This is a genomic window from Micromonospora sp. NPDC005707 (genome assembly GCF_040631005.1).
GTDB lineage: Bacteria > Actinomycetota > Actinomycetes > Mycobacteriales > Micromonosporaceae > Micromonospora.
The window spans coordinates 59898-73191 of record NZ_JBEXYR010000021.1; the positions used below are offsets into that span (position 1 = coordinate 59898).

Here is a 13294-nt window from a genome sequence, read left to right on the forward strand (position 1 = left end):
TCAGCCTCGACCCAGGTCGTTGTCGATGAAGGCGAAGATCTCGTCGGCGCTGGCGGCGTCCAGGCGCTCCCGCACGTCGGCCGCCGCGGGCCGGTCCGCGCCGTCCAGCCGCGCCAGCAGCGCGCGCAGCCGGCCGGCGATCGTCACCCGGTCGTCGTCGGCGGGCCCGCCCCCGGTGGCCAGCACGGCCGTCTCCAGCTCGTCGAGGTGGCGCAGCGCCGCGGCGGCGCCGCCGTCGCCCGGTCCGGCGGTCCGCGCCACCAGGTGCTCCACGAGCGCGGACACGGTCGGGTGGTCGAAGACCAGCGCGGCCGGCAGGCGCAGTCCGGTGGCCGCGGCCAACCGGTTGCGCAGCTCGACGGCGGTGAGCGAGTCGAAGCCGAGGGTCCGGAACGCCCGGTCGGGCGCCACCTGGTCGGCGTCCGCGTGACCGAGGACGGCGGCCACGTGGCCCCGTACCAGGCCGGTCAGCACCCGCCGGCGCTCCGCCTCGGCCAGCCCGGTGAGGTCGGGCGGCGGGGCGGCCACCCGGGGCCGGGCCGCGGGAAGCAGGGACCGCAGCAGCGGCGGGAGACCTGGGTCGTCGGCGTGGGCGCGCAGCGCCGCCAGGTCCAGGGCCGCCGGTACGATCACCGGCTGCTTGTCGCCGGGCAGGGCGGCGTCGAGCAGGTCCAGGGCCAGCTCGGTCGCCATGGGCCGCATGCCCCGGGCGATCCGTGCCCGGTCCACCTCGCCCAGCGTCCCGGTCATCGCGCTGGTCTCGGCCCAGTAGCCCCACGCCAGCGCGGTGGCGGGCAGGCCGGCGGCGCGCCGGTGGTGGGCCAGCGCGTCGAGGAAGGTGTTCGCGGCGGCGTAGTGAGCCTGACCCGGGCCGCCGAGTATGCCCGCCACCGACGAATAGAGCACGAACGCGGCCAGGTCGAGGCCCCGGGTGGCCCGGTGCAGATGCCAGGCGCCGTCCACCTTGGGCCGGAGCACGTCCCGGATCTGCCGGTCGGTGAGGCTGTGCAGGGCGGCATCGTCGAGCACCCCGGCGGCGTGGAAGACGGCCGTCAGCGGGTGGTCGGGGTCGACCGAGTCGAGCGCCGCGGCCACCGTCTCCGGGTCGGCCACGTCCCCCGCCACCACCGTCACCCGCGCGCCCCGCTCGTCGAGGTGCCGCACCAGCTCCGCCACCCCGGGCGCGTCGGCCCCGCGGCGGCTGGTCAGCACCAGCCGCCGTACCCGGTGGCGGTCGAGCAGGTGGGCGGCGAGCAGGCCGCCGAGGGTGCCGGTGCCGCCGGTGATCAGGACCGTGCCGTCGGGGTCGAGCGGGGAGACCACCGGTTCCACGTGGGAGACCGCCCGCACCAGCCGGGGTACGACCACCGCGCCGTCCCGGACGGCCGCCTGCGGCTCGGCCAGGGGTACGCCCGTGGGCTCGCCGTCATGGTCGAGGAGCAGGAACCGGTCGGGGTGCTCCGACTGGGCGCTGCGGACCAGCCCCCACAGGGCGGCCGCGGCGAGGTCGCCGATCTCCTCGTCGGGCCGGGTCGCCACGGCCTGCCGGGTCAGCACCACCAGCCGGCTGGTGGCGAACCGGTCGTCGGCCAGCCAGGCCCGCAGCGCCTCGGCGGTCCGGCTCACCAGCTCCGCCACCGCCCGCGGCGGGGACCCGTCCGGGGCACCGGGCGCGACGAGCACCAGGGCCGGGGCCGGTCCGTCGGCGGCGAGGAGGTCGGCCAGGCCGGCGAGGTCCCGGACCGGTTCCCGGCCCGTCAGCGCGGTCATCGGGGCGGGGCTGGGTTTCCAGTCGAGCTGGAAGAGTGCGTCGCGGGTGCTGTGGCGGCGCAGGTCGGCGGCGGGGAGTGGGCGGACGGTGAGCCCGTCTACCGTGACGACGGGGGCGCCGGCCGGGTCGGTGGCGTGCAGCCGGACGGTGTCGTCGCCGGTCGGGGTGAGCCGTACCCGCAGGTGCCGGGCGCCGGTGCGGTGCAGGGCGACCCCGGTCCAGGCGAACGGGAGCTTCAGCTCGCCGGCGGTGGCGGCGACGGGGTGCAGCGCGGCGTCGAGCAGGGCGGGATGCAGGCCGTACCCGTCGGCGCCCACGTCGTCGGGGAGCTGGACCTCGGCGTGCAGGGTGTCCCCGTCCCGCCAGACAGCCCGGACCCCCTGGAACGCCGGGCCGTAGTGCAGGCCGGCGGCGGCGAGGGTGTCGTAGAGGTCGGTGCTGTCGACGGGGACCGTCCCGGCGGGCGGCCAGGCGGCGGGGGAGTCCGCGGCGGCCGGCGACGGTTCGCCGGTGAGCGTGCCGGTGGCGTGGCGGGTCCAGGCGTCGTCCTCGGTGGGACGGGTGCGGATGGTGAGGGTCCGCCGGCCGTCCGGCTGGTCCGGGCCGACCTCGACGTGCAGTCGCACGTCACTGTCGGCGTCGAGGGTGAGCGGAGCCTCGATGGTCAGCTCGTCCAGATAGGGGTGTCCGGCGTGGTGGCCGGCGTGCAGGGCCAGGTCGACGTAGGCGGTGCCGGGCAGCAGGACGGTGCCGGTGACGGCGTGGTCGCCGATCCAGGGTTGCCGGTCGAGGGTGAGCCGTCCGGTGAACAGGTGTCCCTGCTGGTCGGGGAGTTCGATGGCGGCGGCGAGGAGCGGATGTTCGGTGGTGGTCTGGCCGAGGTCGGCGGCGTCGGTGACCGTGGCGGCGGCGTGCAGCCAGTACCACTGCCGCTGGAAGGGGTAGCTCGGCAGGTCGACCAGGGGCGCCCCGGCCGGCAGCAGCGGCGACCAGTCGACGGGCAGCCCGTGGGTGTGCGCGGTGGCGAGCGCGGTGGTGAGTTGGTGGGTGCCGTCCCGGCGCAGGGTGGGGATGGTGACTGCGTCCCGGTCGCCCAGGGTGTCCTCGATGGGCTGGATGAGCACGGGGTGGGGGCTGACCTCGATGAAGGTGGTGTGGCCGTCTCGCAGCAGGGCTTCGGTGGCGGTCTGGAATTGGACCGGGTGGCGGAGGTTGTCGTACCAGTAGTCGGTGGTGAGGGTGTCGGTGTCGATGCGGTCGCCCGTGAACGTGGAGTAGAAGGCGACGTCGGTGGGGGTGGGGGTGACACCGTCGAGGGCGGCGAGGATCTCCTCGCGCAGTACTTCGACGTGCGGCGTGTGGGAGGCGTAGCCGACCGGCAGGATGCGGGCGGGGATGTCCTGCTCCTTGCAGTGGGCCACGATCGCCGCCACTGCCTCCGGGTCGCCGGCAATCACGGTGGCGTTGGGTCCGTTGACGGTGGCGATGTGCGCCCGTCCGTCGAAGGCGGCCAGGAGTTCGGTGACCTGGTCGGCGGGGAGGGCGAGGGAGGCTATGTCACCTCGGCCGATGAGTGCCCGCAGGGCTTGGGCGCGTAGGGCGACGATCTTTGCGGCGTCGTTGAGGGTGAGGGCGCCGGCGGTGTGGGCGGCGGCGATTTCGCCTTGGGAGTGGCCGATGACGGCGTCGGGGGTGATGCCGTGGTGTCGCCACACGGCGGCGAGGCCGGTCATGACGGCGAACAGCACGGGCTGCACCACGTCCACGCGGGTCAACCAGTCGGGGTCGTCGTCGTGCAGCACCTCACGCAGGTCCCAGTCGACGTAGGGCCGCAGCGCATCGGCGCAGGCGTCGAGGTGGGCGGCGAACACGTCGCTCTGCTCGGCGAGTTCGCGGCCCATGCCGAGCCATTGCCCACCCTGGCCGGGGAACACGAACACCGTCCGGCCGGTGTGCGTGGCGGCGTGCTGGAGCAGGGCGGGGTGCGGCCGGTCGGCGGCGAGGGCCCGCAGCGCCTCGATCGGATCGCTGCCGGGGAGCACCGCCGCGCGCCGCGCGAACCCGCACCGGGTCAGCAGCGTCGCGGCCACCCCGTCGACCTCGACGTCCGGGTGCTGCCCCACGTACGCGATCAGGCGGTCGGCCTGGTCCCGCAGCGCGGCCGGGGTCCGGGCGGAGAGCAACCACGGCAGCGGCGCGGCCGGGACCCGCGCCGGGCGGGCGGCGGGGGCCGGGGATTCCTCCAGGATCAGGTGGGCGTTGGTGCCGCTGATGCCGAACGAGGAGACGCCGGCGCGGCGGGGCCGGCCGCGCTCCGGCCACGCGGTGTTCTCGGTGAGCAGGGCGACCGCGCCGGACGTCCAGTCGACGTGCGGGGTGGGCGCGTCGACGTGCAGCGTCCGGGGCAGGACGCCGTGCCGGAGGGCCTGGACCATCTTGATGATCCCGGCGACGCCGGCCGCGGCCTGGGTGTGCCCGATGTTCGACTTGATCGACCCGAGCCACAGGGGCTCGTCGCGGTCCTGCCCGTAGGTGGCCAGCAGCGCCTGGGCCTCGATGGGGTCGCCGAGGCTGGTGCCGGTGCCGTGGGCCTCGACGGCGTCGACGTCGGTGGGCGTGAGGCGGGCGTTGGCCAGGGCCTGGCGGATGACCCGCTGCTGGGACGGCCCGTTCGGGGCGGTCAACCCGTTGCTGGCCCCGTCCTGGTTGACCGCCGATCCACGGATCACCGCGAGCACCCGGTGGCCGTGGCGGCGGGCGTCGGAGAGCCGCTCCAGCACCAGCAGCCCCACGCCCTCACCGAGCGCGAAGCCGTCCGCCGCCGCGGCGAACGGCTTGCACCGCCCGTCGGGAGCCAGCCCGCGCTGGCGGCTGAACTCGGCGAAGATGCCCGGCGCCGCCATCACCGACGCGCCACCGGACAGCGCCAGGGTGCACTCGCCGTTCCGCAGGGCCTGCACGGCCAGGTGGGTGGCCACCAGCGACGACGAACAGGCGGTGTCCACGGTGATCGCCGGCCCCTCGAACCCGAACGCGTACGCCACCCGGCCCGAGGCCACGCTGGTGGTGCTGCCGGTCATCAGGTACCCGGCGACCTCCGGGTGCGCGTCCACCGAGGCCGGCGCGTAGTTCTGCGCCACCACACCGGCGAACACCCCGGTCGCGCTGCCCCGCAGCGCCGCCGGGTCCAGCCCCGCCTGTTCGAGCGCCTCCCACGCCGTCTCCAGCAGCAGCCGTTGCTGCGGGTCGGTGGCCAGCGCCTCCCGCGGGTTGATGCCGAAGAACTCGGCGTCGAACCCGCCCGCGTCGGGCAGGAACGCCCCACGCGTGGTGTACGTGCGTCCCGCCTGCGGCTCGGCCGAGTAGATACCGGCGATGTCCCAGCCCCGGTCGGTCGGCATGGTGGAGGTGGCGTCGAGCCCGGCCTGGATCGCCGACCAGAGCTGCTCCGCCGAGTCGGCGCCCGGATACCGGCAGGCCATTCCCACGATGGCCACCGGCTCGTCCAGCCCGGCCGCGGCCGGTGCCGCCGTCGCCACGGGCAGCGGCGCGCCGCCGCCCAGCTCGGCGACGAGGAACCGGGCCAGCGCCTCCGGCGTGGGGTGGTCGAACACCAGCGTGGCCGGCAGCCGGAGCCCGGTCGCCGTGTTGAGCCGGTTGCGCAGCTCCACCGCGGTCAGCGAGTCGAACCCCAGCTCCTTGAACGGCCGGCCCGCCGCCACGCCGGCCGGGGTGTCGTGGCCGAGCACGGCCGCCGCCTGCGCCCGTACCAGGTCGAGAAGGTGGTCGCGGCGGCCGGCGTCGTCGAGGGCCGCGAGCCGGTCGCGCAGCGTCGGCCCGCCGTCGAGCGCCGACGCGACCCGGCGGGCGGGCGCGCGTATCAGGTCGGCGAGGACCGCCGGCAGCCCCGCGCCGGCGACCTGGCGCCGCAGCCCGGCCAGGTCCACCACCACGGGTACGAGATGGGGCTGCGCCCCGGCGAGCCCGGCGTCGAGCAGGCGCAACGCCTCCTCGGTCCCGAGCGGGCGCAGGCCGCGGGCCAGCCGGCCGGTGGCGCGCTCGTCGAGCCCGCCGGTCAGGCCGCTGCGCTGCGCCCACGGGCCCCAGGCCAGGCTGACCGCCGGCAGGCCACGGGCCGCGCGGTGGTGCGCCAGGGCGTCCAGGAACGTGTTCCCGGCCGCGTAGTTGCCCTGCCCCGCGTTGCCCAGCGCACCGGCCGCCGAGGAGAACAGCACGAACGCCGCGAGGTCCAGGTGCGCGGTGGCCCGGTGCAGGTGCCAGGCCGCGTCCACCTTCGCGCGCAGCACCGCGTGCCACTGCGCCGGGCTGAGCGACCCGACGGTGGCGTCGTCCAACCCGCCGGCGGCGTGCACCACCGCCGTGAGCGGGTGGGCGGCCGGTATGCCGGCGACGAGGTCGGCGACGGCGGCCGGGTCGGCGGTGTCGCAGGCGACCATGGTGACCGTCGCGCCGGCGTCCCGCAGCCGCTCGACCAGCTCGTCCGCGCCGGCCGCGGCGGCGCCGCGGCGGCTGGCGAGCACCAGGTTCGCGGTCTGTCCTGTCCGCACCAGGTGGGTGGCGACCAGGCCGCCCAGCGTGCCCGTCCCGCCGGTGATCAGCACGCTGCCGTCCGGGTCGAGCGGCCGCCCGTCGCCGGCGCGCAGCCGGCGCGGCACGGTCACCGCCAGCTTGCCGACCGTCCGGCCCTGGCCCAGCTCGCGCAGGGCGGCCGGCGCCAGCCGTACGTCCCGGGCGGTCACCGGGAGGGGCCGCAGCCGGCCGGAGGCGAAGAGCCCGGACAGCTCGACGAGGATCTCCTGGATCCGGTCCGGTCCCGCCTCGGTCACGTCGAACGCCCGGTACCGCACCCCGCCATGGCGGGCCGCCACCTGCTCGGCGTCGCGGACGTCGGTCTTGCCCATCTCGACGAACCGGCCGTTCGGAGCGAGCAGCCGCAGCGACGCGTCGACGAACTCCCCGGCCAGGGCGTTCAGCACGACGTCCACTCCGCGCCCGCCCGTCGCGGCCCGGAACGTCGCCTCGAAGCGCGTGTCGCGGGACGAGGCGACGCGCTCACCGGTGAGGCCCTGTCCGGCCAGCGCCGCCCACTTGCCGGGGCTGGCCGTGCCGTACAGGTCGAGCTGCCAGAGCCGGGCCAGCTGCACGGCGGCGGCGCCGACCCCACCGGCGGCGGCGTGCACGACCAGCGACTCGCCGGCCCGGATCTCCGCCAGGTCCCGCAGCGCGTGGTACGCGGTCACGAAGGCGACCGGCGCGGTGGCCGCCGCCACGTCCGACCAGCCCGGCGGCACCGGCGCCAGGAACCGCCGGTCCACGTCCGCGACCTGGGTCAGCGCCCCGGTGAACAGGCCCATCACCCGGTCGCCCACGGCCAGGTCGGTCACCCCGACCCCGACCGCGGTCACCACACCGGCCGCCTCGCTGCCCAGCTCCACGCTGCCCGGGTACGTCCCGAGCGCCGCCATGGCGTCCCGGAAGTTCAGGCCGGCGGCGCGCACCGCGACCCGGACCTCGCCCGGTCCGGGCGTCTCCGGCAGCGCGTCGGCCGGGGCGAGCGCCAGCCCCGCGTACGACCCTTCCGTCGCCACGGCCAGCCGCCAGCGGCCCTCGGCGGGCGCGACCAGCGCGGCCCCGGCCCGGGGCCGGCCGAGTCGCGGCACCAGCAGGGTGCCCTGCCGGACGGCGAGCTGCGGCTCGCCGGTCGCGACGGCCGCCGCGAGCGCGTCCCGGCTCGCCCGGTGGCCGTCGTGGTCGACGAGGACGAACCGGTCCGGGTGCTCCGACTGCGCGGCCCGGACCAGCCCCCACCCGACCGAGGCGGCCAGGCCGGGGACGTCCTCCCCGGGGTACGCGGCGACCGCGCCACAGGTCAGCACGACCAGCCGGCCCTCGTGCCCCCGCTCGCCGGCGGACCAGGCCTGGAGCAGGCCGAGCAGCTCCTCCCCGGTGGCGTGCGCCGCCGCCGGCAGGTCCGGGTCGTCCGACGTCGGCACCGCGATGACAACCACCTCGGGCAGCGGCCCGGCGCCGGCCAGCAGCAGCCGAGCCCCGGCCACGTCCAGGACCTCGGGGACCGGGTGCTCGCCGGCGGGCGGGGCGACGGGCTTCCAGTCGAGCTGGAACAGGCTCTCCCGGACGGTGCGGTCGCCGCCGAGGTGTCCGGCGGGCAGGGGCCGGACGGTGAGGGCGTCGACGGTGACGACGGGCGCGCCGGTGGGGTCGGTGGCGTGCAGCCGGAGGGTGTCGTCGCCGGTCGCTTCGAGCCGGACCCGCAGGTGCCGGGCGCCGACGGCGTGCAGCGTGACCCCGGCCCAGGAGAACGGCAGCTTCGGGTCGGTGGCGGTCGCGGCCATCGGGTGCAGGGCGGCGTCGAGCAGGGCGGGGTGGATGCCGTGGCCGGTGGTGTCCTGGTCGTCGGGCAGGTGGATGTCGGCGTGGAGGGTGTCGCCGTCGCGCCAGACGGCTTGGACGCCTTGGAAGGCGGGGCCGTAGTGGAGGCCGGTGCCGGCGAGGGTGTCGTAGAAGCCGGTGAGGTCGACAGGGGTGGCGCCGGGTGGTGACCATTCGCTCGGGGTGGCCGGTCCGGGTGCTGGTGCGGTGCTGGTGAGGGTGCCGGTGGCGTGTCGGGTCCAGGTGTCGTGCTGGTGGCTGTGGATGGTGATGGGGCGGTGTCCCGGCTGCTGCTCGGGTCCGACTTCGATGTGTAGTTGCAGGTCGCTGTCCGTGTCGAGGGTGAGCGGCGTTTCGATGGTGAGCTCGTCGAGGTGGGGGTGTGCGGTGTGGTGGCCGGCGTGCAGGGCGAGGTCGACGTAGGCGGTGCCGGGGAGCAGGACGGTGCCGGTGACGGTGTGGTCGCGGATCCAGGGTTGCCGGTCGAGGGTGAGTCGGCCGGTGAACAGGTGTCCCTGCTGGTCGGGGAGTTCGATGGCGGCGGCGAGGAGGGGGTGTTCGGCGGAGGTTTGGCCGAGGTCGGCGGCGTCGCTGATGGTGGGTGGGGCCTGGAGCCAGTAGCGCTGGCGTTGAAAGGGGTAGGTGGGCAGGTCGACCTGGGGTGTCGTCGCCGGGAGCCGCCAGTCGACGGAGAGGCCGTGGGTGTGTGCGGTGGCGAGGGCGGTGGTGAGTTGGTGGGTGGCGTCCCGGCGCAGGGTGGGGATGGTGACTGCGTCACGGTCGCCCAGGGTGTCCTCGATGGGCTGGATGAGCACGGGGTGGGGGCTGACCTCGACGAACGTGGTGTGGCCGTCGCGAAGCAGCGCCTCCGTTGCGGTCTGGAATTGGACCGGGTGGCGGAGGTTGTCGTACCAGTAGTCCGCGCTCAGGGTGTCGGTGTCGATGCGGTCGCCGGTGTAGGTGGAGTAGAAGGCGACGTCGGTGGGGGTGGGGGTGATCCCGTCGAGGGCGGCCTGGATCTCGTCGCGCAGTGCTTCGACGTGCGGGGTGTGGGAGGCGTAGCCGACCGGCAGGATGCGGGCGGGGATGTCGCGCTCCGTGCAGTGGGCCACGATCGCGGCGACGGCGTCGGGGTCGCCGGCGATGACGGTGGCGTTGGGTCCGTTGACGGTGGCGATGTGCGCCCGTCCGTCGAAGGCGGCCAGGAGTTCGGTGACCTGGTCGGCGGGTAGGGCGAGGGAGGCCATGTCGCCGTGTCCGATGAGCGCCCGCAGGGCTTGAGCCCGTAGGGCGACGATCTTCGCGGCGTCGGCCAGGGTGAGGGCTCCGGCGGTGTGGGCGGCGGCGATCTCGCCCTGGGAGTGGCCAATCACCGCGTCGGGGGTGATCCCGTGGTGCCGCCAGACGGCGGCGAGTCCGGTCATGACGGCGAACAGCACCGGTTGGACCACGTCGACGCGGGTGAGCCAGTCCGGGTTGTCGTCGTGCAGCACCTCGCGTAGGTCCCAGTCGACGTAGGTCCGTAGCGCATCGGCGCAGGCGTCGAGGTGGGCGGCGAAGACCTCGCTGTGGGTGGTGAGTTCGCGGCCCATGCCGAGCCATTGCCCGCCCTGGCCGGGGAACACGAACACGGTCCGGCCGGTGTGGGTGGCGGTGTGCTGGAGCAGGGCGGGGTGCGGCCGGTCGGTGGCGAGGGCGCGCAGTGCCTGGGTGGGGTCGTCGGTGGGGAGCACGGCGGCGCGTTCGGTGAAGGTGGTGCGGGTGGTGAGCAGGGCGGCGGCGACCGCGTCGGGGTCCAGATCCGGGTGTTGGTCGAGGTGGGTGGCGAGGTTGGTGGCCTGGTCCCGCAGCGCGGCCGGGGTTTTCCCCGAGAGCAGCCAGGGCAGCGCGGGCGTTGCTTCTGCGGTCGTCGCGGGTGCCGCTTTCCCGTTCGCCGCGGCCATTGCTTCGTTCCGCGCGGGCGCTGTTTCCCCGTTCGCTGCGGCCGTCGCTTCGCCGTTCATCGTGGGCGCCGTGGCCGGGGCCTGTTCGATGATGAGGTGGGCGTTGGTGCCGCTGATGCCGAAGGAGGAGACGCCGGCGCGGCGGGGCCGGTCGTGATCCGGCCAGGGTCGGGCGTCGGTGAGCAGGGCGACGTCCCCGGTGTCCCAGTCCACGTGCGACGAAGGGGCGTCGACGTGCAACGTCTTCGGCAGCGTTCCGTGGCGGATGGCCTGGACCATCTTGATGATCCCGGCGACTCCGGCCGCGGCCTGGGTGTGGCCGATGTTCGATTTGATTGACCCCAGCCAGAGCGGCTCGTCGCGGTTCTGCCCGTAGGTGGCGAGCAGGGCCTGGGCTTCGATGGGGTCGCCGAGGGTGGTGCCGGTGCCGTGGGCTTCCACGGCGTCGACGTCGGTGGGGGTGAGGCGGGCGTTGGCCAGGGCCTGCTGGATGACCCGCTGCTGGGAGGGCCCGTTCGGCGCGGTGAGTCCGTTGCTGGCGCCGTCCTGGTTGACCGCGGAGCCGCGGATGACGGCGAGCACCTGGTGGCCGTTGCGTCGGGCGTCGGAGAGGCGTTCCAGCAGGATCAGTCCGGCGCCTTCGCCCCAGCCGGTGCCGTCGGCGGCCTCGGCGAACGGCTTGCACCGGCCGTCCGGGGCCAGCCCGCGCTGCCGACTGAACTCCACGAAGGTGGTCGGCGTGGCCATGATGGTCACGCCGCCCGCCAGGGCCAGGGTGCATTCCTCGTTGCGCAGCGCCTGGATGGCGAGGTGGGTGGCGACCAGCGACGACGAGCAGGCCGTGTCCACGGTCACCGCCGGCCCTTCGAGCCCGAGCACATACGAGATGCGACCCGACACGACGCTCGCGATGTTGCCGGTGGCCAGGAACCCCTCGACGTCGGGGACCGCGCCGGAGAGGTGCTTGACGTAGTCCTGGCCGTTCGTCCCGACGAAGACGCCCGTGCTGCTGCTGCGGAGCCCGGCCGGATCGAGGCCGGCACGTTCCAGGGTCTCCCAGGCAACCTCCAGCAGGATCCGCTGCTGCGGGTCGGTTGCCAGGGCCTCCCGCGGGCTGATGCCGAAGAAGTCGGCGTCGAACTGGTCGGCATCGGTGACGAACGCGCCGGTGCGGACGTAGGAGCTGCCGGGGTTGTCGGGATCGGGATCGTAGAGCCGGTCGGTGTCCCAGCCGCGGCCGGCCGGGAAGCCGGTCACGGCGTCCTGTCCCGCCACCAGCAGCTCCCACAACCGCTCCGGCGAGGTGCTGCCGGCCGGGAAACGGCAGCCCATGCCCACGATGGCGATGGGCTCCCGCGCCCGCTCCTCGTACTCCCGCAGGCGCCGCCTGGTCTGCCGCAGGTCGGTCGTGGCCCGCAGCAGGTAGTCGTGCAGCTTCTCCTGGCTGACCGTGACCTCGGCCCGCTGGGTCCTGGCGTTCATCGCAGCTCACCGCCCTGGTGGAGTCCGAGTTCGTTGTCGAGCACGTCGAAGAGCTCCTCGGTGGTCGCCGACAGCAGGTCGTCGTCGCCCGGTTCCGGGTTCCGGCTGCCGACGCTCGCCAGCAGCGAACGCAGCCGCGCGGCCACGACCTCCTGCCCGGTGTCGCCGCCGGGGATCGTCGCGATCAGCGCCGCGAGTTCGTCGAGCTGGGCGAGCGCCCGGGCCGACGGGGCGACGACCGGGGGCGCCAGCCGGGTGTGCAGGTGCGCGGCGAGCGTGCCGACCGTCGGGTAGTCGAAGACCAGCGTCGCCGGTAGGCGCAGGCCGGTCTGGTGGTTGAGCCGGTTGCGCAGTTCCACCGCCGTGATCGAGTCGAAGCCGAGTTCCTTGAACGCCCGGTCCGCGTCGACCGACTGGCCGGAGGTGTGTCCGAGGACGGCGGCCACGTGGTCGCGTACCAGATCCTGCAGGACCTGTTCCCGCTCGCCCTCCGGCAGCTGCGCGACCCGGTCGACCAGCGCCGCCGGGTCGGCCGCCGGGCCGGCCGGCGCGGCCGGCACCAGCGGGGCGAGCAGCGGCGGGATCGACGCCCGCTGCGCCGCGTCCGGCGGGGTGGACAGGTCGAGCCGGGCGGCCACCAGCACCGGGGTGCCCGCACCGCCCATCACCCCGTCGAGGACGGCGAGGCCGTGCCGGACGGGCAGCGGCAGGATCCGCGAGCGGGCCATCCGGGCCCGGTCGGCGCTGCCCAGGTCACCGGCCATCCCGGCGTCGTGCGCCCACACCCCCCAGGCCACCGAGGTGCCGGGCAGGCCCGCCGCGCGCCGCTGCCCGGCCAGCGCGTCGAGGAAGGTGTTGGCGGCGGCGTAGTTGGCCTGGCCGGGGCTACCGAGCAGCCCCGCCGCCGAGGAGAAGAGCACGAACGCGGTCAGGTCCAGGTGCCGGGTCAGCCGGTGCAGGTTCCAGGCCGCGTCCACCTTGGGTCGCAGCACCCGCTCCACCTGCTCGCGGGTCAGCGTGGGCGCCAGGCCGCCGTCGTGGACGCCGGCCGCGTGGATGACCGCGGTGAGCGGCCGGTCCGCCGGAATGTCGGCGATCACCCGCGCCAGCGCCCGCTCGTCGGCCGTGTCGCACGCGGCGACGGTGACCTCGACGCCCAGTTCCCGCAGCTCGGCGGCCAGCTCGGGCGCCCCGGGCGCCGCCGGCCCGCGCCGGCTGACCAGCAGCAGGTGGCGGGCGCGGCGGCTCCGGGCCAGGTGCCGGGCGACGAGCTCACCGAGGGTGCCGGTGCCGCCGGTCACCAGGACGGTGCCACCGCCGCCGGGCGCCCGCTCCGGCTCGGGTACGTCCACAGCGGCCCGGACGAGTCGCGGACGTAGCGCCGTCCCGCCGCGCAGGCAGAGCTGTGGATCCTCCCCGGCCAGCGCGTCCGGCAGGGCCCGCGCGGACGCCTCGTCGTCGTCCAGGTCGATCAGCGTGATCCGTCCCGGGTTCTCCGACTGGGCCGTGGTGACCAGCCCCCAGGCGGCCGCGCCGGCCAGATCGCGTACACCCTGGTCCGCGCCGGCGGCCACCGCGCCTCGGGTGACCACGGCCAGTCGGACGGCGGCCAGCCGTTCGTCCGCGGACCAGTCGCGCAGCAGGGTGAGCAGCTCGTCGAGGACGAGTCGGACCCGCGCGGGCGGCT

Annotated in this window: 2 protein-coding genes (1 of these 2 running past the window's edge); both read right to left on the bottom strand. The window is 75.5% G+C overall.

Annotation, left to right across the window (positions count from 1 at the left end):
- The gene (locus ABZ452_RS29790; RefSeq protein WP_357949922.1) at window positions 1–11607 is read right to left on the bottom strand and encodes an SDR family NAD(P)-dependent oxidoreductase; all 11607 of its coding nucleotides are present in this window, start codon (window positions 11605–11607) and stop codon (window positions 1–3) included.
- Window positions 11604–13294, bottom strand: partial view of an SDR family NAD(P)-dependent oxidoreductase gene (locus ABZ452_RS29795; protein WP_357949924.1) — the 3' end only. 18667 nt of this gene lie beyond the right edge of the window; the window shows 1691 of its 20358 coding nt (coding positions 18668–20358); its start codon lies beyond the right edge, outside the window; it ends in the stop codon at window positions 11604–11606. The genes ABZ452_RS29790 and ABZ452_RS29795 overlap by 4 nt, the downstream gene beginning before the upstream one ends.

What these genes read in the sequence shown, in the direction of transcription:
- ABZ452_RS29790 (WP_357949922.1), bottom strand. Translation starts at nt 11,607, where the DNA reads ATGAACGCCAGGACCCAGCGGGCCGAGGTCACGGTCAGCCAGGAGAAG.